Below are 23767 nucleotides of genomic sequence, written 5' to 3'. Positions count from 1 at the left end.
TTCTGCAAAGGCACCTGCGTTGCACCTCTTATCCCTATTGAGGTGTTCCATGAAATGCTCCGCTCTTCGCGCGATTTTCACATTGTGTCTCATTTTGGGAAATACAACGGCCCGAGCGGAATTTGAAGTCCGCAAAGAGAAGTTCGATAATGGAGTGGTCTCTAAAGAATATTATTTCAAAGATAAACAGCTTGTTGAAGAACGACACTTCGATATTTCCGGAAGATTCTCGGGCTGGTCCCGTTACAGCTATCTTGAAAATGGTCACACCGTTCGCATCAATCTTTCGGTTGAAAAAGAAGACTATGGACAGATCACTTCCAAGCAAGAGCTTTCAAATTTAGATTCTAAAAACCGCGAGACAGAATCATCAATTCTATTTCGCAAGTGGGTTTATAGCGATGAAGCTCCTCGGAAGCTTCTGTTCATTGAGCGTTATGAAACTCAAGCCCCTTTTCGGGTGAATGGCAAAGATTATGAAAATGAAAAAGGCGAGCTTCTTTCCTCTATCACCTTTTCGTATGCCTCTAACGACCGTCATGAAAAACCAACGGGTTTTATAGAAGTCACGCCCGATGGAAAAGTAAAAACACGTTTCTCAATGTATGAACCCTATGACCTTGTTCAACGTTTACGCTCTTTAGGGAAGTCTGAAGAAGAAATTCGACTTCACAAACGTCATCGCGAAAATCCAAATAAATTTTTAATTGGAATCATCGATTCAGGTTTTGATTACAATCATGAAGCGCTGGTGACAAAATGGTGGAATAATCCTGACGATCCTATGGATGGCAAGGACAATGACGGTAATGGCTGGGTGGATGACAACTTTGGCTGGGAACAAGTCAAAAACGTCGGACTTCCCACCGAGTCTTCGACAGCTTTTCAACGCGATGATCGTCCCCTTTCGCATGGAACCCATGTGGCTCATATCGCAATCGGCGATCTGATGAATGCAGCTCTTGTGGGCTTTGCAGGCGACTACACGCAAGCAAGCTACATCGATAAAGTTTCTGCCTTTATTAAAAAGCACAAAATTCGAATCGTGAATTTAAGCATTGGATTTCCACCGGACACTAAAGACCTCTTGGGACTTCGCGATGGAATCAAAGCTTATCGCCGTATGATTGATGAAAATCCAGAAACACTCTTTGTGGTCGCCGCGGGAAATGAATCCCTGAATATCGACGACAGAAAGAACCGCCAATACCCAGCCAGCTTTGAACAGCCGAATGTTTTGAAGGTCGGCGCCTTAGACGCGCCCGATTTTAGCAAGGTCACTCCGGAAAATGCAAAGATCGCGGAATTCAGCAACTATGGACACAAAACGGTAGATATCCTTGCCCCAGGAACAAAGGTCGTTGCTGCCAGCATCGGCGGAGGATTGATTTCCCACAGCGGAACTTCGATGGCGACACCTTTCATGGTTCATGAAGCCGCCAAGGTCTGGATGGAGCTTCCGCATTTGACCGCCGTACAAATACGTCAGCTCTTTATTGAGACAGCGCAAGTGATGACTCCCGAAGCACCCGTCCTATCAAAAGGATATGCGGATACGAAAGCGGCCCTGTTAAAAGGACGTATTGATTTTCTTAAAAAATCCACTGCACGCGAAGAAGGCCCTAACTGCTGGAACTCGTCGACTCTTTTAGCCGGTCTTTCTCAAGGTGTGCATCACACCTTCGGCAGTGAATTCGCTTTTCTTATTGAGTCTCCTTTGTGCAAACCCGTAACCTTTGATCAACTCAAGGCTGGCGACATCGTCGCTTTTCGAAGAGTGGATCAAAAAGGCCGTCTTCTTCCCGCGGCCTTCTTATCTGAGGTTCATGGATACACGTATCTGAAAGATAAAAAAGGTTTTACTAAGAACGGCGTTATGCCAACTGCCACATATCAAGAGCAAACAACGGAAGAAATTTTAAACTTTTATCGCTCGTCAGAAGGACGCAATTGCAAGATCAACGGTCTTGACCGCAAAGACTGCATTCTTAAAGAATTTGCCTATCGTTGCACCGACATTGAAACATATATGAGCACTCAAGGTGGTTTAAATATCTTTGAGAAAGACGTCTTATTGCGCCTATCTTCACTTGAGAAGCACCTACAGGCTTATTATCTCCACGGACAAGAAATTAAGTTCGACAAGGACTCAATGCTTAAAAAAATTCAAAGTGATATCACCATTCTAAAGTCTCAAGGCTCTAAAGAGTTCGTCACCGACTACTTCGAAATGCGTGCTCACTCATTGGATTACATTCTTAAAAAGTAGAGTACACCCTTTTAATTTGGCATAAACACGTCATTGAACAATCATTCTGGTTTTTATTGCTCCGGCAAAGGAAACTAGAATGAACGTACAAGTCCCTGACTATGTTATTGATTGCAGAAACTTCGTCTCTGGCAAACTCCAAAAAGCCTCTGGCTTTAAAAGTGAAATCGTCAGCCCCTACAACGGGCGCAAAATTGGCGAGTTCCACCATTCTAATTTAGAAGATGTCGAAATTGCGGTGAAAGCCGCCGCAAAAGCACAAAAAGAATGGGCCGAAGTTCCGATGAAGGAACGCACGAAGGTGATGTTTAATCTTAGGCAGATTCTTCTTCGCGACCTTGATGAAATCGCTCATTTAAAAAGCGCCGAATCCGGAAAAAGCTTCGCTGAAGGAAAAGCCGGCCTGCTAAAAGGAGTCGAAGTTTTAGAATTCGCCATCGCTTTGCAAAATATGGATTTAGGAGGCAAGACCGAAGTTTCTCGCGGTGTCACTTGTGAGTACCGCCGCGAGCCTTTAGGGGTTGTTGCCAGCATAACACCTTTTAACTTCCCGGCCATGGTTCCACTGTGGACGATGCCCATTGCCCTGACACTTGGAAATGCTTACGTTTGGAAACCTTCTGAAAAAACTCCACTCACTTCTTTGAAAATTGCGGAAGCCTTTCACGAAGCCGGTCTGCCAGCGGGCCTTTTACAAGTACTTCAAGGCGGAAAAGAAACCGTCGAAGCTATTATCGATCACCCTTTGGTGAAAGCTGTTGCCTTTGTTGGCTCTACGAAAATTGCTCAACAAGTTTATGAGCGCGGGACTCGTCAAGGTAAACGAGTGCTTGCTTTAGGTGGCGCAAAAAATCACATCGTGCTTTTACCCGATGCCAATCCGGAGCTTTCTGGTTTGGGTATCAGTGATTCTTTCACGGGATGCGCTGGACAGCGCTGCATGGCTGCGGCCGTCCTTTTGGCCGTCGGTGACGTTGATAAACACATTCAAAAAATTATTGAAAGAGCCAAGTCATTAGAGCTGGGAAAAGACATGGGCGCGATTATCACTCGGGGCCAAGTGGATTTTCTTAATAAAGCTATCGCTAAAGCAGAATACGAGGGTGCCAAGATTCTTTTAGATGGAAGAAAAGCGCGCCCGCCTTTAGGTTACGAAGGCGGTCACTGGATCGGCCCGACAATCATCGACCACGTATCACCCCAAAGTGAAATCGCCAAGATTGAACTTTTCGGACCTGTCTTAAGCATCATCCGCTGCAAAGATATTTCTGAAGCCATGAAAATTGAAAACAGCGTCGAGTACGGCAATGCCTGTTCGGTCTTTACCTCGAATGGCAACTTGGCCGAAAAAGTCGTGCGCATGGCTTCCACGGGCATGGTCGGCGTCAACGTCGGTGTCCCCGTTCCACGCGAACCATTTTCATTTGGCGGTGTGAACGCCTCTAAATTTGGACATGGCGATATCACCGGTCACCACTCTTTGGATTTTTGGTCCAACATCAAAAAAGTCACAGTGAAATGGGAAAAACAGGAGGACACCACATGGATGTCATAGCAGGGACTGATATGAAAAGATCTTCGCACGTTATTCTGACGTCACATTCCAGTCAGATATTCCGAGGAAGCCCACCCATCAAGTGGGGCGCTTCTTCACCAGCAGAGCGCGGTCCCGTGATTGCCTCGTTAACCGACCCTAAAAAGCGCAACGCCATCGGCACCCACAGTGGTAGCTACACGGTGTACCGAGCTCTTTCGATAGCGCAAGGAAGATACTCGACTTTGCATAAGCCAGATCTGCACAACACGGAAAGTCCCGTGAAGATCGGGCCGTATGCTTCTTGGTACGATTCGAAAAAAATTGTTTCGATCGACCCGTGGGGGTTCGATGTTCCTCACCATTTCAAAGATTACTTTGAAGAGGGCTACGATATTCGTCCAACAGTAGCAGTGACTCAGGCTCACTTACAAATTCCCGAAATCAATGAAGCCATCGCTGCGGGACGCCTGCACATTGACGGCAAGATCATCACGAAAAACAAAGATATTAAAATTACGAAGGTTGCTTTCGAACCGGTTTGGTATTTGCCGGGAATTGCGCACCGTTTGGGTGTTGAAGAAGGTGCATTACGAAAGATTCTTTTCCAGGAAACGGGAGGCATGTTTCCAGAACTGGTTACAAGACCTGATCTAAAGGTGATGTTGCCACCTATTGGAAACACCACGGTTTATGTTTTTGGCAATCCACAGGATTTAGCGAAGCCGGAAGTCGAGCTCACATGCCGTGTTCACGATGAGTGTAACGGATCCGACGTCTTTGGATCAGACATCTGCACATGCCGCCCCTACCTGATTTACGGCATTGAGGATGCTGCACGCACCGCTCAAAAAGGAGGCGTCGGAATTATCGCCTACTATCGCAAAGAGGGTCGCGCCTTAGGCGAAGTCACCAAGTTCTTAGTCTACAACGCCCGCAAACGTCAGCAAGGCGGCGATTCCGCAGCAACATACTTCCATCGCACCGAATGTGTTGCAGGAGTTGAAGATGCACGTTTCCAAGAGTTGATGCCAGACATCCTGCATTTCTTCGGAATTACAAAGATTCACAATCTGCATTCAATGAGTAATATGAAATACGATGCCATCGTAAAAAGCGGGATTGAAGTTATCAAACGAGTCTGCATTCCTCCCCACCTAATTCCTCCAGATGCGCAGGTTGAGATCGAAGCCAAAAAAGCCAAAGGTTACTTCACCGCCGAAGCCAGCAAATCTGCTGAAGAACTTAAAACAGTGATCGGGAGACCCATCGATGAATAGCCATACATATACAGAAAAGGACTTGGATTTTCTTTTATCGCCGTCTGCCATCAGAGACAGTGCCGAAAAAATTTTGAAGCTGACCGAAGAAGGAAAAACCCATTTCAATTATCATCCAGAAAAGATGAATGCCGTCGTGAATTACGTTGTCGAGGTGATTCGCGATAAGTACCCGACATTAGATATTCCTTTTCATTCACGATGGAGCCATTTCCGTGCCGGCCAAGTGGACCGGGTTAAAATTCTTGAAGCCAAACTTTCCGAAAAGGATGCTTTAGAAATTGCGCGCACAAAGTTAGATCTGGTGATCACGTCGGTTTTGCTCGATGCAGGCGCTGGCGAGTCTTGGGTGTATGAAGAAAGACTGACGGGCAAAAAAATCTCTCGTTCAGAGGGGCTGGCGGTAGCTAGCTTTTATCTTTTTATACAAGGACATCTTTCCAGCCATCGCACTAATCCTCTGCAAGTAGACTCATTGGCATTACGAAGTCTTCCTGAAAAGACACTGCGATCGGCCTTTCAAGTGCGCCCGGACAATCCTCTCGTAGGAGTAGAGGGCCGACTGGCTCTATTAAAAAACCTGGGTGAAGTTTTGGCGCGCAAAAAAGAATTGTTCAGGGGTGAGCGACCTGGAAGTTTAGTAGACTATCTTCTTACTCGCTATGGTTACACTTTAACAGGAACCCAAGTTCTGCGCGCGGTCTTGGATGGTTTCGGCGATATCTGGCCCGGACGAGTGAAGGTGGGAGCCACCAATCTAGGTGATATCTGGTCTTACGATAAAATCCCCGGAGGACTTGCGGCTTTTCATAAACTTTCACAATGGATGAGTTACTCCCTCATGGAGCCTTTGATGGAGGCGGGTTTTGAAATCACTGGCATCGAAAAGCTCACAGGGCTTGCTGAATACCGTAACGGCGGACTGCTCTTGGATTTGGGTTTGATCTCTTTAAAACAAAATGAATTACAACAACGCCCTCACCGTCCCGACTCGGATCTGGTTATTGAGTGGCGAGGGTTAACAATTTCCCTTTTGGATAGGATCGGCGCCGAAGTCCGTAAAAAATTAAATAAGTCTGATGAAGATTTCCCCTTAGCCAAAGTTCTTGAAGGGGGCACCTGGTGGGCGGGTCGCAAAGCCGCAGGATCCCTTCGAAAAGACAGCTCGCCTCCATTAAAAATTGAGAGCGACGGAACCGTATTTTAACTGGAGTTAATTATGCACCCACAAGTCAAAGTCATCGAGCACCCTTTACTTAAACATAAACTCGGCTATCTTCGTGATAAGGATACGTACTCTCACGAATTCCGGGAAATCGTGAAAGAGATTTCAAAAATCCTCGTGTATGAGGCCATGCGAGACTGGAAGCATCTGGAATCTGTTCCTATTGAGACTCCTATTGCCAAGACCACTGCGGAACGCATTATCCAGCCCCCTGTCGTCGTGTCTATAATGCGCGCAGGGAACGGAATGCTGGACGCTGTGCTGTCGATGATCCCACGCGCTTCTACGGGCTTTATAGGCATTTATAGAGATAAATTTATTCAAAACACCGTAGAGTATTATTTTAAACTCCCTCAGGACGTTCAGAATAAAGAAATTATACTCTGTGATCCTTTGATTGCCACGGCCGACACTATTGTGGCAGCTATAGATCGTTTAAAAAACTACGGCGTCGGCAAGGTGAAGGTTTTAAGTATTCTCGCCAGCCATCATGGGCTCGACAGGATTTTACACTTTCACCCCGATGTAGAGATCTACACGCTCAACATCGAAGAGCAGGTCAACGAAATGGGATATCTGGTCCCGGGCCTGGGTGATGCCGGAGACAGACTGTTTCAAACCAAATAGGGATTCATGCATGAGCGTTTACATTATCGGTGTAGCAGGTGGCAGCGGATCAGGCAAAACTCACTTCGCCTTGGAATTGCAGAAGCAATTGGGTGAAGACAATTGCATGATCCTTTACCAAGACAACTACTACATCGATCAGTCGGCTCGCTTTGACGGAGACGGCGGGTCGGTAAACTTCGATCATCCCAGCAGTCTTGATTTTTCTTTATTGGCACAAGGCCTTCGTCAGCTTAAAGATGGCCAGGATATTGAAATTCCTTTGTATGATTTTAAAACCCACACTCGCCGTCCAGAGACTTTGACCAAAAGCCCCACGAAAATAGTTCTGGTCGATGGAATTCTGATTCTTCATTCAGATCTTGTCCGTGCTGAGCTTAACGAAGCCGTCTTCTTTGACACACCTGAAGAGTTGCGCTTTCAACGCCGTCTTCACCGCGACGTTCATCACCGTGGTCGCACTCCTGACGGGGTTAAAAAGCAATTTGAACTTCAAGTGCGTCCGATGCACAATGAGTTTGTTGAGCCCTCCAAGAACTTTGCCGACATTGTTGTTAAAGATCTTGGCGAGTACTCAGAAACCCTAAACTCCTTTTGCCAAAGACTGAATACGTACCTGGATTCTTAAAAGTTTTTGCGCAAAAGCCCTAGCACCAAGGACGTTGCGCATGAAACAAAGATTACTCTTTCTTTCTCTCACCGCTTTACTTTTAAGCTGTCAAAACAAAGTGATCCGCACGGACAAAGAGCGTGTAGACCGTGAAACGGCTCAAGCCTATGGTTCCCGCTACGCCGTTTCCACTCAAGGGCGTTTTGCTTCCCAAGCGGCAGAAAAGACCTTCGCACAAAACGGAAACATCATTGACGCAACGGTGGCAGCCTCTTTCACTGTTTCGGTTGAACGTCCTCAATCTACGGGTATTGGGGGCGGCGGCTTTATGATTTTTCATGAAGCCAAAAGCGGAGAAACTTACGCCATTGATTTCCGCGAGCGTGCGCCCCTGAAAGCCACTAAGAACATGTATCTTGGAAAAGACGGTAAAGCCGACGCTGACAAATCTCAGAATGGCGTCTTGGCTGTCGCCGTTCCCGGCTTGGTATCAGGTCTTTTAGAAATTCATCAGCGTTTTGGCTCATTACCTCTAGAGACAGTTTTGCAACCCGCTATTGAGCTGGCAGAAAATGGGTTCCCGATCTATCCCGAATTTCATCGCGCCTTAGAAAATCGCGCTGAAGTACTTGCTAAAGATCCGGAGGCTAAAAAAATATTTTTAACGGCGGACGGAAAAGTTCCCCCGGTAGGAACAGTTTTGGTACAAAAAGATTTGGCAAAAACGCTTCGCCTGATCGCTAAAAACGGAAAGAATGGGTTTTACAAAGGCCCCGTTGCTCAATCTATCATCAAACTTTCAAAAGAACGTAAAGGCATCATCACTCAAAAGGACTTTGATAGTTATCAAGTGAAGTGGCGCAAACCGCTTGTTGGAAAATTTCAAAAGTACGAAGTGGTTTCAATGCCCCCACCCAGCTCTGGAGGAGTTCACGTCATCCAGTTTTTGGAATTTCTTGAAAAAGATCAGCTAAAAAAACAGGGCCCTTTGACGGCCCAATCTATTCACCTAGCCGCTTCGGCATTGCAATCTTCATTTGCAGACCGCGCGAAGTACTTAGGAGATCCTGATTTTGTGAAAGTCCCCGTAGAGGGCTTGATCTCTAAAGACTATGTACAAAGTCGTCGCAACGAAGTGCCTGTAGACCGCGCCCGCAAAGCCTCGGAAGTCGCTGCCGGAAAGCCGCCTGGATATGAGTCTACAGAGACCACGCATCTGTCTTTGATGGATGCTGAAGGCAATGCCGTTGCCACCACTCAAACAATCAATGGCTGGATGGGAGCCGCGATTGTCGCACCAGGCACCGGAATCGTATTAAATAACGAGATGGATGACTTCTCAGCGCAAGAAGGTGGCTCTAACTTATTTGGCGCTATCGGTGGTAAACCCAATGCCATTGCTCCTCAAAAGACGCCTCTTAGCAGCATGTCACCGACACTCCTTTTAAATAACAAGAAACCCGTTTTGGCTGTCGGTGCCCCTGGCGGAACTCGCATCATCAGTTGCGTTGCGCAAACAATCTTAAACTATGTTGAGTTTAAAACGTCGTTGTATGATTCGGTCGCTATGTTACGCTATCACCACCAATGGCAACCGGATGTTTTATACATCGATCCCCCAGGGCCCGGCGCGGATGTTGTCGCAAAACTTCAAGGAATGGGTTACGACGTGAAAATCGAACCTGTTCCTTGTTACGTGATGGCGGTTGCTAACGAAAGAGATACTTTGCACGGAGTCGCCGACCCACGTGATATCGGCATTAGTGTCGCAAAATAAAGGAGTCCCCTGTGGAAACAAATGAGCTTCATCGCGGTCGCTTGATCGATCATATTCAGTTAGTAGTGAAAGATCTTGCTGCCAGCAAAAAATTTTATATGGCTGTATTTAAGACTCTTGACGTTCCCCTAGGAGGCGAGGGCCCGGATTATTTCTGGGTTGATGAACTGTTTGTGTCTTCGGTCGATAGCCAGGCCGCCGTCGGAAAACTTACGGGTCGTGTGCACTTGGCATTTCAAGCCAAAGACCGCGACATGGTTCAAAAATTTTATAAAGCGGCCTTAGAGGCTGGCGGCAAAGACAACGGAGCTCCGGGAGAGCGCCCGTATCATCCCGGATACTACGCCGCTTTTGTGATTGATCCCGATGGAAACAACATCGAGGCGGTTTTTCATGGACCAGCAAAAAAATCAGCAGATTCCGTGAAAATCACATTCTAATTGTTACTTAAAATGCGGAGCTCACCTCCGCATTTCTCATTGAGCTTTCCGCTGAATGTTTTTGTTTGCGTTTATTCGGAAGGGTCGTTAATCCCCTTTCACTATGAAAACACTGATTTCTTTATTTATCGCCCTGTCTGCTTCCACGTCCATCGCCTCTGTCACCCGCTTGGTTTGTATTCCATCTCAAAACGACGACGTCAGAATTGAAGTGCTATTCAATAAGGCGATCAATCCCAAAACGCCTTTCATCGGAAGTTATAGTTTTGGTGCAACCTTGATCGTAAAAGAAAAAGGCTTCTCGAAAAGCTACACGAACTCCGATGTTCGCATATCGCCAGAAACATACTATAGCGACATCAGCTTGCGTGGCGATGCTGAAGGTGTTTACTTAAGACTTTATCCGCAATTCCAAGGTTCTGAGTTCTCTCATTATACGGGACAACTGTTTGTGAACGATCTTGAGACGCGGGACTACTTTAACTTTCGCGACTCTGGTATGGGTCCCGGTTTTTCCTGCAAATAAGCAAAGGCTGGGAGCAATTCCCGGCTGTGTGGAATAATTCCCCACTCGAAACGATTAAAATCACCACAGCGTTTTTAACGACTGGCACTGCCTGTGCTTTCTCTTAGCTTCATAACGCAGGAGAGCGCTATGATGAATACACAGATTTCAAAAGAGAAATGGCCCTTGCTTAAAGCAGAGCTACAAAAAACCTGGGAAGACATTTCTAGCGAAGAACTTGAGATGACTCACGGAAGTATCAAATCAATCTATGGTTTGGTTCAGCAAAAATGCGGTCTGCATGAAGAAGAGGTCAAAGGTGTCCTGACTTCTCTTTTGAAAAAGTACGGTCCTGACAAGAAAAAGCACTAATACTTCGGAAGTTCCACGGCGGCTCGAAAGAGACGCCGTGGATACCACTCTATTTTCAAACCCTGCTTTAAGCGTGCTCAACCTCACGAAACTTCGAATTAAAGTAAGTGTCAGATTTTTGAACAGAAAAATTGTTCCGAAAATAGAGCCTTCTCAACTACAATAGTTGCTGGAGGTTTTTCCTATGAGAACACCTGCACTTATTATGCTGCTATTGGCTCTCTCCTTGAGTGCTAATGCAGCCCCCAGCAAAAAAGCGACTCCCAAGAAGGAGGAATCTGTGAAGACTGAAAAGTACAACCCTGAGACATGCGCCTTCCCCAAAGACGATGCAGAACTGAAGAAACTCTTAAGCCCTGAGCAATACGAGATTACAAAACGAAATGCTACGGAAGCACCATTTAGAAATTCCTATTGGAACAATCATCATCCCGGAATCTATGTCGACGTGATTTCCAAAGAGCCGTTGTTTTCTTCAAAAGATAAATTCGATTCGGGCACGGGCTGGCCCAGCTTTAGTAAGCCGATCAATAAAGGCATCGTAAAAGAAAAGAAAGATATGTCTCACGGAATGGTGCGCACCGAAGTCAGATCTTCGCGCGCTGATTCGCACTTGGGCCATGTCTTTGATGATGGCCCCGGAGAAGATGGTTTGCGCTACTGTATTAATTCGGGCTCTTTACGTTTTGTGCCATTAGAAAAAATGGAAGCCGAAGGTTATGAAGATTGGCTCAAGGATTTTAATGAAAAAGACTGGGCCGAAGCGAAGAAAAATCCCTACAAACCTTAGTTAAAATATTCATCGCGCGCTCGAATTCTTGAGCGCGCGATTCATTACATCCCTGTAAGATTTTCTTGAGTTTCTCCTCTGAAAACTCACCGCTGTTAAAAAGCGTTCAAAAATTAAAACACGTCATTGTTTTCTCTCGGCACTTGCAGTGCTAAGTATTTTCTTTTTTATGATGCGTACATCAATTTTCAGAAAAAACTGCGTCCCTTTGTAGATTTTTATCTCTGGTGTGATAGGAAGTCCGTTCCTCTGCAATATCGCATTTAATTTCGTAACTTCTTAAAGGTGTGATGTGACTGAAAACTTCGAAAAAAGCTCTCGCTTTACGACTTTAAAAACATTCTTTCTTGTTGCCGCGGTCTTGATTGTTTTTAATTCGATTCTACTACTTAACGTTTTTAGAAATATTCGCCAGCAACAAGTATGGGTGCAACACACGGCGAATGTAATCTCTGAGCTTGATTTACTGATGTCTGCTGTCAAGGACGCAGAAACAGGCGTGCGAGGATTTCTTCTTACAAACCGTAAAGACTATTTGGATCCGTATTTTTCTGGTGTGAAAGAAGCGCGCGAACGCTACCAAAATCTTCGTAGCCTCACAATCGATAATCCGCGCCAACAGGCTTCCTTAAATGACATCGAAAAAACTCTGACAGATCGAGAAGAAGCTTTTAAAAGCTCTTTGCGCAAGCTTTCTGCGGTAGGAGAAGATGCTGCTTTGCCTGGCGAGGGCAAAATCGTTATGGATAAGCTGCGTGACCAAGTCACGTTTATGAAAAACGAAGAACAAAGGCTTCTTAAAGATCGTCAACAAAAAGCTCAGTCTTCTGAAGACGTCGGTTTTATTTCTTGGTTTTTCTCGGTCGCCGTCAATCTCGCTTTAACCGGAACCGCTTTTTATCTTATTCGTCGTAGCTGGCGTCAACAAGGCGCTGAAAACGCTCGCCAGACCCGCGAAACCTGGATGAAATCGCGACTCGCAGAAGTCTCTGCGATCCTAGCAGAAGATTTAAACATGGCTGAAATGGGTGATAAAGTTCTTCATTATCTTTGCCGATTTCTGCAGATTCCGGCGGCTCGTCTTTACATTACCGAGGGTGACAGTCTTGTTTTGAAGGCCACATATGCAGAAAGCAAGGCTTTCGCAAATAGAAAGATTGAGCGCATCAAGATCGGTGAAACGCTGCTGGGTGAAGCCGTTCAAAAGGATGAGATGTTTAAGGTGCGCAACGTGCCGCCTGGATATCTACAAATTGAATCAAGCTTAGGTATCACCGATCCCAAATCAATTCTATTTTTCCCGATATATCAATATGGAAAACCCGTAGGAATTTTAGAGTTCGCCTTATTCCGCGATCTTACAGATGACGAGCGCACGCTTTTAAACAGTCTGCGCGAAGTTGTTGCCGTCGGCATTAACACTGCTCACGCTAAGGAAGACTTGCAGCGACTCTTAAATACGACACAAGAACAAGCTCTCGAGTTGCAAGCCCAACAAGAAGAACTTCGCGCAAGTAATGAAGAGCTTGAAGAGCAAGCCCGTGCCCTAGAAGCCCAACAGGAAAACTTGAACAGCAAAAATCGTGAGCTTGAATTTTCGCGCAAGGAAGTCGAAGCGAAAGCTTTGGATCTAGAAAAGACGAATCAATATAAGTCCGAGTTTTTAGCAAAAATGTCGCATGAACTTCGCACTCCCTTAAATAGTTTATTGATTCTGGCGACACTTCTTAAAGAAAACAAAGAAGGAAACCTTAACGAACAGCAAATCGGTTTTGCTTCCACAATTTACGATGCCGGTAACGATCTGTTAGGGCTGATCAGCGATATTCTAGATATCTCTAAGATCGAAGCACGTAAACTGACGTTAAGAGCTGAAAAATTCACAATGGGGCATTTGATTTCCCAGCTTCAGGCTACATTCTTGCCACAAACGAATAAAAAGAATCTTCGCTTGGTGATTGATGCTTCGGAAGAGGTCAAAGCCGTTCAGATGAACACTGATTTACAACGTGTCGAACAGATTCTGCGCAACTTCCTTTCAAACGCCGTGAAATTTACGGAAAAAGGAAGCATTACGATTAAAGCGGAGCAGTCTTCTTCGCGCGACGGTTTCGTCACGATTAAAATCATCGATACTGGTATAGGTATTTCCGAAGAAAAGCGCATCACCATATTCGAAGCCTTCGAGCAGGCTGATAGTTCTATCAGCCGGCGCTATGGTGGCACGGGTTTGGGATTGACGATTTCTCGCGAGTTGACGTCCCTTTTAGGTGGACAAGTTTACGTCGATAGCGAAGTGGGGTATGGGAGCGCCTTTACTTTGGAAATTCCACAAACACTTCCGGGCGCCCATTCTTTGTCGCAAACACAGGCTGCATCCCAACAAGTGGTGAAGTATGTAGCTCCCTCTCGCCCTGAGCGCTCTTCCGTGATTGTCGACGAAAAGGTGTCGGCAATGATTTCTTCTTTGGAGCCGCGACTAAAAACTTTGTTAGTTGTTGAAGATGACGAAGCGACAAGCCGTCTTATCGCACAGACCGCTAAAGGTTATGGTTACCAATCTCTTGAAGTGAATTCGGGCGAGCTCGCCTTAGCCGTTTTAAAAGAGTATGTTCCAACGGCGATCATGTTAGATATTAAACTTCCTGGAATCAGTGGGGTTGGTTTGCTTGAAACAATCAAACAAATGCCTCGCTTGCGCCACGTCCCGGTTCACATGATTTCAGCCCTTGATTACCAACACAACACGATGCGCATGGGCGCCATGGGTTACCTGGCAAAACCAACATCTATTAAAGATGTCAGTACAGCTCTTAGCCAAATAGAAACGCTGATTTCGAAAAAGGCCCGAAGCCTTCTAGTTGTGGAAGACGATCAAGCTCAGCGGGACGCCATCATCAGCCTTGTGCAAGGTTTAGATCTTAAAATTGTCGGCGCAAGTCACGGACAAGAGGCCCTCGAACACCTTAATAATGAAACTTTTGATTGCGTGGTTTTGGACCTTGCGTTGCCCGATATGAGCGGTGCCGAGTTCTTAGATAAACTTAACGCCATTAGCTCTCACCTGCCTCCGGTAATTATCTATACTGGTCAGGATCTTTCTCGAGATGAAGAGGCGGCCCTTCGCCAGTATGCTGAAAGTATTATCTTGAAAGGAGTACGTTCTCCAGAGCGCTTGTTGGATGAAGTGAACTTATTCCTTCACCGCGTAGAAGAAGACCTGCCAGAACAGCAGCGAGATTTATTAAAGCAGTTGCGCAGCCGTGAGCAAAGCTTCGAGGGAAAAACAGTTCTTCTAGTCGATGATGATCTTAGAAATTTGTTTTCGTTAACTCATGTCTTAGAAGGCAAAGGCTTTAAGGTCGTTGTGGCCCGGGATGGTGTGGAAGCCTTAGAGAAACTCGAAGTCGCTCAAAAGGTCGATGTGATTCTTATGGATATCATGATGCCACGCCTAGATGGGTATGAAACCATCCGTAAAATCCGGGAAAAAAGCCAATACGAAACCACTCCGATCATTGCCCTGACCGCGAAAGCCATGAAGGGTGACCATGAAAAGTGCATTCAAGTCGGTGCTAACGACTATCTGCCGAAGCCGATCAACCTAGGAAGCCTTGTATCCGTCTTAAAAGTCTGGGTTTCATCACTGGAGACCATCGTTTAATGAATGATGCTTTGGTAAGAAAACTTTTACTGCAGGGAATTTATGAGAGATATGGCTACGACTTCAGTGGCTATAATGAAAGCTCGTTTACTCGCAGGATTGAAGGTTTGCTGTCGAAGTATAGCTTACCAGATGAACTTGAATTGATGGCTCGAATTCTGCGTGATCCCCATTTCTTTGCCGAGTTGATTCCGCAGTTAACGATTTCTACGACGGAACTGTTTCGCGATCCTTCGTTCTTTTTGGCGTTTCGTGAAAAAGTGGTCCCTGTGCTGAAGACATATCCCGCTCTGAACTTCTGGATTGCGGGTTGTAGCACGGGTGAAGAAGTTTATAGCTTGGCGATTTTACTGCAAGAAGAAGGTCTGTACGAAAGATCGCTGATCTACGCGACGGATATAAATCACAATTCTTTAAAGAAAGCCTCGGAGGGCATCTACGCTGTAGAAAGCATGCGCGCATTTGCAAAAAACTATACTGCGGCCGGGGGTAAAGAAAGTCCTTCGGAGTACTATACAGCTGACTATGATTTCGCACGCTTTCGCCCTTCGTTGCGCGATCATGTAGTTTTCTCTGATCACAACTTGGCGACTGATGAGTCTTTCTTAGAACACAACGTTATCTTCTGTCGCAACGTGATGATTTATTTTAATAGAGAATTACAGGGACGGGTTTTTGACCTCTTCTTTAATTCTTTAAGTGACCGAGGATTTTTGGGCTTGGGTTCCAAAGAAACGTTGCGCTTTTCGCAGTACAATGACTCGTTTGACGAGATTGATGCGGGACAGAGAATCTATCAAAAAAATCCAATGCAGATGGCAAAGAAAATTAGAAAAGTGTAATTAAAGGTTCTGTAATAGGTGTGGACAACAATTATAACAACTTGTTTACATAATTCGGTACGTTCGTGGAGATGGCATGTTTGGGAGAGACATGGATAAAACAAAAATTCTCGTTGTGGATGACCATCGGGAAAATATTGTTGCGATGTCAGAGCTGATTGCGAATGATGACATCGATATTTACTCTGCCGTCAACGCGGAAGAGGCCTTAAATCATATTCTAGAGCACGATTTTGCGTTGGCGCTCCTAGATATTCAAATGCCCGGCGTGAGCGGTTTTGAACTTGCGCGCCTTATTCGCGGTGTTCATCGCACTCGCAACTTGCCCGTCATTTTCGTGACGGCCGAGCAGCGCGATCAATCCATCATCTTTGAAGGTTACGAAACCGGCGCCATCGATTTAATGTTTAAGCCATTAGACCCTTACATAGTCCGCAGCAAGGTGCAGGCCTTTGTGCAACTTGATTATCAAGCCCGTCTATTGCGTGAACAGATGAAGGAAGTCGAAAGCCTTCGTAAAAGAGCTGAAGATGCGAACATGGCAAAAAGTCAGTTCCTAGCGAACATGTCGCATGAGATCCGCACTCCCTTGGCTTCGGTTTTGGGCTTTTCTGATGTTCTGTCTCAGGAAGTTTTAAGTGATGAAGAAAGATTGGATTGCTTAGCAGCCATCCGTCGTAACGGCGAACTTCTGCTTCGACTCATTGATGATATTTTGGATCTTTCAAAGATTGAGGCGCAACAACTTCAATTAGTGAAAACTGAATTTTCATTAGATGAAGTGATAGACGATATCAGTGCCACCTTGAATCTGCGTTGCGAGCAAAAAGGCATTGCTTTACGTATCCGCAGGTTCTTGCCTCAATCTAAATTCTATTCTGATCCCATCCGCATCAAACAGGTTCTTTTAAACATCATTGGGAACGCCGTTAAGTTTACAGAAAAAGGCACCGTCGACGTGGAGGTGACCGCGGAGCCGGCGGGCAGAAATTCCACACGTCTTTTCTTTAACGTCAAAGATTCTGGTATTGGCATTTCAAAAGACGAGCAGAAAAATCTTTTTCAACCTTTTAGCCAGGCTGATATTTCTACCCGCCGCCGCTTTGGCGGCACGGGCTTGGGCTTAGTGATTTCAAGACATTTGGCTCAGACTCTTCATGGAGATTTAATCTTAAAAGATTCTGTTCCAGGTCAAGGTTCAACATTTGAAATTTCAATGATCTTAGAAAACTCAGAGGCCATAGCTCATGCTCCTCACTTCGCGGTTGCTCCTCAAGAGGGATCCCAAGCTAAGGTTGATGTACTTGAAGGCAAAAAAATTCTTGTCGTTGACGATGTGAGCGACAATCGACTTTTAATTGATCGATATCTCAAACACTCTGGATCCGAAGTTATTGAAGCCAGTTCGGGGGCCGAGGCGCTCAGTATGATTTCGGAAAAAAAACCAGATATCGTGCTTATGGATATCCAAATGCCAATGATGGACGGATACGAAGCCACAGGTCGTGCGCGCGACAATGGTTATGGCGGACCAATCATCGCTTTAACTGCCCATGCAATGAAAGAAGAAGCAAAGAAATGCTTAGATGCCGGCTGCGATGAAGTGATGACAAAACCCGTTCGCCGCAAAGAGCTGACGGAGCTTATCGTTAAACTTCTTTCTCCAAGAGAAGTCTTGCATTAGATACTACGGGGGCAAAGGCTTGCCCCTCTCGTTTAATTTTCCACACTGCTTTTCCAATTGATTTTCATTCTGCTAAACCCGCTCTTGTAGTGTCTAAATTTCGCTGTGATGTTTAGGTCCAAAAAAATATGAAGTTTATTTTTTACGATCTTTTCTTCTACATCTTTCAAAACTCCAACCGATCAATTTATTAGGAACCTTTAACAGCTGGAGTAGACATTTATGAAATCTTGGAGTCTTAAAGCGAAGCTGACAGTCATGGGTTTATTTGTATCCTTCTTATCCGCTACGAGCGGGGCCATTGGTTTTTATTTTCTGAATGAGGTGACATACGAATACAACATTGTCGCCGACGAAAATCTTCCTTCATTGAAAGAGCTGGCAGACCTCCGCGCGACTATCCGCGAACTGCGCATCCATGTGCGCAGCATCGGCCTTTCGGGCAATAACCAGTCAGAAGTAAATAGTTACATCGAGCATTCCAAACAACAGATAGCGCTTTTTGAACAACATATCGAACGCTACACCAAGATAGATCCGACGGCAAAACAGCGCCAAAGTTTTCAAGAGTTCCTCAATGGATGGAACGAATTCAAGGCTTTTGGTGGAGAAGTTCTGACGTTGGCTCAGGACTTCGGTACTAACGAAGAAAAAATCGCGAATCTAGTTCGCGAAGTATGTCCTGGGAAAGCTGACAAAGTCTATGCTCCGCTATTGCGTGAAACACAATATCAAGTCGACTACGCTGAGCGAGCATCTGCTTTAGCCCACAAAGCTGAAAACGAATCAAAAACCTGGGTCAGTGTATTTGCTGTGGTTTCGATCGTTTTAGCGGGGGCTGTTTCATTCCTGGCTTCGATCTCCATTAGCAAGACAGTTAAAAAAATCTGTGATGCCTTGGCTGAGAATTCTTTGGAAGTGCACAAAGCATCTTCAGCGCTAACTGAAACAAGTAAGACAGTTCATGGAGGCTCCAGCAAAGCCGCAGCGATGGTGGAAGAAAGCACGGCCTCAATGACCGAGATTGAATCCATCGTGAAAACTAGTACCGAAAGAGCGATGCAGGCTAAGTTGGCTTCGGAAGAATCAAAGCGTTCTGCAGAAGACGGTTCCCATGCGGTTCAACAGCTGATGCATTCGATGACAAAAATCAGTGAAAGCTCAAAGAAAATGCAAGACATCATCAACATTATTGAAGATATCTCTTTCCAAACAAATCTTCTGGCTTTAAACGCAGCCGTAGAAGCCGCGAGAGCGGGTGAAGCAGGTCGTGGCTTTGCTGTCGTGGCCGAAGCTGTTCGATCTTTAGCGCAACGAAGTTCGATTTCCGCTAAAGAGATCTCGGACCTGATTTCACAAAGCGCAGAATATATTGAAGAGGGTGCCTCCAAGGCAGAGTTAAGCCAGGAAGTGCTGAAAACAATCTTAATGAACATCGAACAAGTTTCCGGTTTCAATCAAGACATTGCGTCCTCGGCGGCAGAACAAAAAGCCGGGATCCAGCAGGTCAGCGGAGCTTTGGTCAATCTGGATTCCACATCACAGAGCAATAGCAAAGCTTCTGAGGAAATGTCGTTCATCGCTGACGAACTGAATGATAAAACCAATTCCGTCGATGCTTTGATTCTGGATCTACGAAAACTTATTGAAGGAAATAAAGCCGCTTAACAAAAAAGGGACCTTGCGGTCCCTTTTTTACTTCTTAAAACATTCTAACTTGTGGGTCAGTCTTCCTTGCACAACTGAGAGTTGCAGTCGGCCTTCTTTAGAAAATTCCGCCGTCGTTAATGAGCCTTTTGTATAATCAGGTTCCTCAGTGATGCTCACGAAGTAGGGCCCCTTGCTTTTATCACCACTAAGCACAAAGGCCCTTCCATCTAGCGATGCCGATAAGGCCATATGATAAGCTGACTCGGTTTCGATAGTGAGCGGTACGCTTTCTCTGCGAGCCGTCCCGTCTGGGAATGATTCAAAGACCTGAGCCGTGCATTCAATTTTTTCTGACGCCGCAAAAGACAGTGCGGGTAAAAGAAATAAGAAAACTGAAGATAAGATACTTTTGAACATAAGCCCCCCTCAAAGCTTGAGGAAGTCTATGTAGTTTTATTTTAAATTCCAATAAAATAAGAAACTTCCTTCACAGAAAATTTCTTATTTCAGATATTAGTCATTTTTATTTTGAAAGACCCAGCTTTTGTTCTAAACGTTCCAGACGTTTTTTAAGATCGGCATTTTCGCTCTTCAACTCTTTGATAGCCGCATTCTTTTGCTTGTTTTCGGCTTCTAACGAAGCAATACGACGGTCATGAGCTTCTATTTTCGCAGACAGTCTTTGCAGTTGCTGTTCAGACGCTTTACAAAGCCCATAAAGCTCTTTTGTAGACTCAATCAACGGTGACACAAGCTTAGCGTAATTCACTGATTTATAGCCGTTTTCATCCGTAGAGACAGCTTCAGGGAAAACTTTTTCCGTTTCCTGAGCGATCACACCAATATCAGAAACTTTTTCGATAGCCACCGGCGTGCTTTCAGGTATCCAGTTAAAACGGACACCATTTAATTTTAGTACGTGCTCTAAAGCGCTCTCGATGGGGCGAATGTCTTTTTTAAAGCGCTGATCCGAAGGAGTATTCCAAGAAGTGGCATAGGCCGTTCCGTTCACCGTGAATAAATGCGAAGGAGCTGTCGTACCAACTCCGACGAAGCCATCAGTATTACGAATAAACAATCGACTTACGGCAGAGGCGTTTGTTTCAAATGAGAATCCAACGCTATCGGTATATCGCAATCGCCCCTGGTAGTCGGATGCCAAATTGGAACTGCCTCGAAAGTCGATGAATGACGTGTCATCATTTCCACTGGCGATTTCAAAGCCGCCATCCTGAGACGAAGCCCGTATATAGCCACTGTTCACAGAATTCATAACATCCAGATCTGAACTTGGATTCGTCGTGCCGATTCCGACATACCCGAGACCACTGATCGTCAGTCTTGGGGCATTACTCGTAATCAAGTGCAATGGCACCGCACTGCCCGTCCCTACTAACATCGAAGAGGCCGGCTTTCCATTCCAGCTGCGAACAGCCACCGCATCAGCGGCCGCTACACTGCCGAACATACCTGAGTTCGTCGAAGAATAAGCGACAACTTCCATCGCCGCTGTGTCAGACTCTGCGGCAAATCCCGCATAAGCTCCCACAGAGTTGTTGGCGTTCTGCGCGCGAATTGCTGTGAATCCATCAAAAGTTTTTAGAACGTCTAAAGGAACTGTCGGCGACGTATTGCCAATACCCACGTAGCCATTTCCATCAATACGCATTCTTTCAGTGCGAGTCGCAGCACCCGTGCTTGTCGTTTCAAAAGTCATCCGCGAACCACGATTTGTCGTCGATTGATTTTCCGTCGCGCTGACTTCGATCGCAGATGTAGTTGTTCCAGTGCCGGAACCATCATGCGCACGGAAATAAAACCCACCGATGGTATTTCCTGAAAGCACGCCCGTATTTGCCGCCAAGGTGCCTCGGGTCCGAGTCATCATCAGGGCCGCCCCATTGTAATCAGAATCCGAAGAGTGGAAAAGTCGCTGCTGAAAAGCATCTGTTGATTGCACGTCAACACTGTACGAAGGTGAAGATGCGCCCACTCCTAGATAACCTGTCGATGTCAGGTAGAGTTTCTGGTACGTTCCACCCATCCCTAGATCCAAACGATTTGATGTGTAATCCGCAGATAAGAAGTTCGTCGTTCCAGCACAGGATACCGATGTACATTTACCCATATTGATGCTGGTACCGTTGGTATAGAAGTTAGTTAAAGTGCCTCCGCGATCCATGATGAACTGAGAGAACTGACCGCTATCGCCTTTTACGACAAATGCGTGGTTCGTGCCCGTATACGAAGTGCCGGAGCCGCCAGCAACGATGATACCGTCATCGTAAAAAAGTTTTGTTCCCGAGGCTTGCCATTGCCCCAGTGTCGACGGAAGAGCACTTGCGGGAAGTCGGCCCGATCCATCTAATAATAATACTTCATTGGCCGCTGTCCCTGCTGCTTTCGTTGCTGCCGTTCCAAGTCCGGTGACTTGAGTGTTCGCTATAGAAATGCTCTGACACTCAAACTTATCAGTGATGGAACTCCAATTTAAGGTTTGCGAAGCCGTACAGCCCGCAATATTGAAGGCACTGCCACCGGTTGAATTTGTCAGCTCGCTTAGTTTCACAAAAGAAGGCGCCCATTTATTGGTGCCCCCATCCCATTTCAAAACTTGATTTGCACTGCCACCCGTTGAAATGCCAGTACCACCATTAGCGACTGGCAAAACTCCCGTAACATCTGTTGTAAGATCGACAGTGTTTGATCCGTTTGCGGCCGCCGTGATTCTTCCTTGAGCGTCAACGGTGATATTTGCTTTCGTATAAGATCCTGGTGTGACCGCCGTATTTGCTAAAGAAATAGTTCCGGTCCCCGTAATCGGTCCACCCGTAAGCCCGGTTCCCGTTGCGATGTTCGTCACCGTTCCGCCGGAAGACGTGTCTGTATCGCTCGCACATTCCCATCGAGAATTTGCAGCGACCCACTTTAAAACCTGACCGTCACTACAAGCGACGTTGTTTGGCTTATAGGTAAGGTATTTTGTAGCGGCACTTTGAATATCACCAAAATCCAAAGTCACCGCACCCGTTTTAGTCGCAACTGAAGTTACTGGAAAGGCGATGCTTGAATTGGCTGCGGCCGTTAATCTTCCTTGAGCATCGACGGTGAAAGTGCCTACTTGGGTTGTAGAACCGTAAGCTCCCGCAGTTACCGCTGTGTTTGCTAAGGAGATTGTTCCTGTTGAAGTAATGGGACCACCACTTAAACCCGTTCCCGTTGCGATGTTAGTGACAGTCCCACCGGTGTTAGAATCATTTGCCGGAGCCCACTTTGTTCCGTCGTATTTAAGAACCTGCCCTGACGTAAGACCCGTGGTATCGACGTCTATACCTTTAATTTTGTTCACGACCACAGCACCGATAGTTCCGCTGATATCACCCGCTACGGAAACATTGATTGCCTGACATTGAAATGCGCCCGCAACGGAGTTCCAGTAAGGAGTTTGGTGCGCGCCACAGTTCGCACCACCCACGGCTGTGTTAAATGCCGATGTTGTTTGATAATTGCTTAAAGTCGAAGAAAGATTTGTTACGTCAGAGATCGCGATACTTGCTGGGGCCCAGTTCGTTCCAGAATATTTAAAAAACTGCCCTGATGTTGGAACTGTCGTCGCTACAGCTACGCCTTGAATCTTACTTACAGAGGGATCTGGATAAGTGCCGCTGAGGTCTCCGCCCGCATTTCCTGTGGGAGTGCGGGCATCTGTGAAGCGTGCATCGTTTCCGGCAGCGACCGTATTTGCGACAGCTCCCACATTCACTGTGATTTGCGGCGTGGAATTTCCATTTGTCACTGTCGCGTAAGCATTTCCCGACGTGACATTAGTGACAGTTCCACCACTAGCCCCCGTTACTGGAGCACATGAAAAAGCAGTGCCATCAAAAGTAAGAAAATTATTTGCCGGACAGCTTGTGACCGTGTTTTTTAAAACGAAATCATTCGCCTGATAAGTTCCAAGCTTTTCGGCGGCCGCAGAATATGCGGCATACGGGACAGAGCGAATGGTGTTATCTGGTGAAATCGTTTTCCAACCTGAACCATCGTGAAAACGCACGCGCAGACGTCTTTGATCACCGGAGGCCGCGTTGTAAGTAGAACCTCCATCACAAGAAAACGACGCCGAGTTATTGAAAGAATCCAAAAGTTTGAATGTCGCAGAAACGGGATGGCTTTGTGCTCCCCCACCGATGGGAACGTCAAACACCCCACCTGAATTCGTCATGTCGATGTGGTCGATCTGTTCGCGATAGATAATGCACTGACCATTAGGACTTGTAATTTCAAACTGAAAGCTGACGTTATTAAATTCTAACGGAGATCCGTCGGCTTTAAGAATACGTCCCTGATAAGTTAAAAGAGGCGGTGAAGCCTGCACCGAGAGCGCAAGAAAACTCATGATCAACAATGACGTGCCGGAGATTTTGTTTCTCATATGCATCTTATCGGCATTTTAAAGGGTCGCCGAAAGACTGTTGTTAAAAGTTAATAAAGATAT

17 protein-coding genes are annotated in these 23767 nt (G+C 46.0%); 15 read left to right on the top strand and 2 right to left on the bottom strand.

What is annotated here, in order from left to right:
- Nucleotides 1-49: 49 nt before the first annotated feature.
- The 15 genes from ACLWBD_RS02365 to ACLWBD_RS02295 all read left to right on the top strand — a co-directional run bounded on the left by ACLWBD_RS02365 (nt 50) and on the right by ACLWBD_RS02295 (nt 19287).
- A complete protein-coding gene (locus ACLWBD_RS02365; protein ID WP_413569400.1) occupies nt 50-2269 on the top strand; it encodes a S8 family serine peptidase in 2220 nt (739 codons plus the stop codon).
- Between the two features lie 79 nt (nt 2270-2348).
- Complete coding sequence (gene mmsA / locus ACLWBD_RS02360) at nt 2349-3824, top strand: CoA-acylating methylmalonate-semialdehyde dehydrogenase (protein WP_413569399.1); 1476 nt, start codon at nt 2349-2351, stop codon at nt 3822-3824.
- An 11-nt stretch (nt 3825-3835) separates the two neighbouring features.
- Nucleotides 3836-5083, top strand: a complete 1248-nt coding sequence (locus tag ACLWBD_RS02355; RefSeq protein WP_413570708.1) for a GTP cyclohydrolase II — start codon at nt 3836-3838, stop codon at nt 5081-5083.
- A complete protein-coding gene (locus tag ACLWBD_RS02350) occupies nt 5076-6290 on the top strand; it encodes a DUF1688 family protein (RefSeq protein ID WP_413569398.1) in 1215 nt (404 codons plus the stop codon). The genes ACLWBD_RS02355 and ACLWBD_RS02350 overlap by 8 nt, the downstream gene beginning before the upstream one ends.
- 12 nt (nt 6291-6302) lie before the next feature.
- Nucleotides 6303-6935, top strand: coding sequence for a uracil phosphoribosyltransferase (gene upp / locus ACLWBD_RS02345; protein WP_063206263.1), 633 nt, complete (start codon nt 6303-6305; stop codon nt 6933-6935).
- A 10-nt stretch (nt 6936-6945) separates the two neighbouring features.
- A complete protein-coding gene (gene udk, locus ACLWBD_RS02340) occupies nt 6946-7563 on the top strand; it encodes a uridine kinase (protein ID WP_063206262.1) in 618 nt (205 codons plus the stop codon).
- Between the two features lie 40 nt (nt 7564-7603).
- Nucleotides 7604-9322, top strand: a complete 1719-nt coding sequence (ggt, locus tag ACLWBD_RS02335; RefSeq protein ID WP_413569397.1) for a gamma-glutamyltransferase — start codon at nt 7604-7606, stop codon at nt 9320-9322.
- Nucleotides 9323-9333: 11 nt separating this feature from the next.
- Nucleotides 9334-9762 (top strand): VOC family protein, encoded by a 429-nt coding sequence (locus ACLWBD_RS02330; protein ID WP_063206260.1) that lies wholly within the window; start codon nt 9334-9336, stop codon nt 9760-9762.
- Between the two features lie 103 nt (nt 9763-9865).
- Nucleotides 9866-10288: a hypothetical protein gene (locus ACLWBD_RS02325; protein ID WP_413569396.1), complete on the top strand. Its 423-nt coding sequence runs from the start codon at nt 9866-9868 to the stop codon at nt 10286-10288.
- Nucleotides 10289-10417: 129 nt separating this feature from the next.
- Entirely contained in the window at nt 10418-10639 is a 222-nt protein-coding gene (locus ACLWBD_RS02320) for a hypothetical protein (protein WP_063206258.1), read from the top strand.
- Nucleotides 10640-10919: 280 nt separating this feature from the next.
- A complete protein-coding gene (gene msrB / locus ACLWBD_RS02315; protein ID WP_063206645.1) occupies nt 10920-11429 on the top strand; it encodes a peptide-methionine (R)-S-oxide reductase MsrB in 510 nt (169 codons plus the stop codon).
- Between the two features lie 292 nt (nt 11430-11721).
- A complete protein-coding gene (locus ACLWBD_RS02310; RefSeq protein WP_413569394.1) occupies nt 11722-15093 on the top strand; it encodes a response regulator in 3372 nt (1123 codons plus the stop codon).
- Complete coding sequence (locus ACLWBD_RS02305; protein WP_413569393.1) at nt 15093-15935, top strand: CheR family methyltransferase; 843 nt, start codon at nt 15093-15095, stop codon at nt 15933-15935. The genes ACLWBD_RS02310 and ACLWBD_RS02305 overlap by 1 nt, the downstream gene beginning before the upstream one ends.
- Nucleotides 15936-16026: 91 nt before the next feature.
- The gene (locus ACLWBD_RS02300; RefSeq protein ID WP_413569392.1) at nt 16027-17619 is read left to right on the top strand and encodes a response regulator; all 1593 of its coding nucleotides are present in this window, start codon (nt 16027-16029) and stop codon (nt 17617-17619) included.
- Between the two features lie 222 nt (nt 17620-17841).
- The gene (locus ACLWBD_RS02295; RefSeq protein WP_413569391.1) at nt 17842-19287 is read left to right on the top strand and encodes a methyl-accepting chemotaxis protein; all 1446 of its coding nucleotides are present in this window, start codon (nt 17842-17844) and stop codon (nt 19285-19287) included.
- 27 nt (nt 19288-19314) lie between these two features.
- Here ACLWBD_RS02295 and ACLWBD_RS02290 read toward each other — a convergent pair whose 3' ends face one another.
- Nucleotides 19315-19686 carry a hypothetical protein gene (locus tag ACLWBD_RS02290; RefSeq protein WP_063206253.1) on the bottom strand — a complete coding sequence of 124 codons (372 nt, stop codon included), beginning with the start codon at nt 19684-19686 and terminating at the stop codon, nt 19315-19317.
- Nucleotides 19687-19792: 106 nt separating this feature from the next.
- On the bottom strand, nt 19793-23704 hold the full coding sequence (locus ACLWBD_RS02285; protein WP_413569390.1) for a tail fiber domain-containing protein: 3912 nt from the start codon (nt 23702-23704) through the stop codon (nt 19793-19795).
- Nucleotides 23705-23767: the final 63 nt, after the last annotated feature.

Origin of the sequence: Bdellovibrio sp. HCB117 (genome assembly GCF_047305915.1) — a bacterium.
Lineage (GTDB): Bacteria > Bdellovibrionota > Bdellovibrionia > Bdellovibrionales > Bdellovibrionaceae > Bdellovibrio > Bdellovibrio bacteriovorus_B.
Note: the sequence above shows the minus strand (reverse complement) of the source record. Positions and strands in the feature narration are given on the sequence as shown.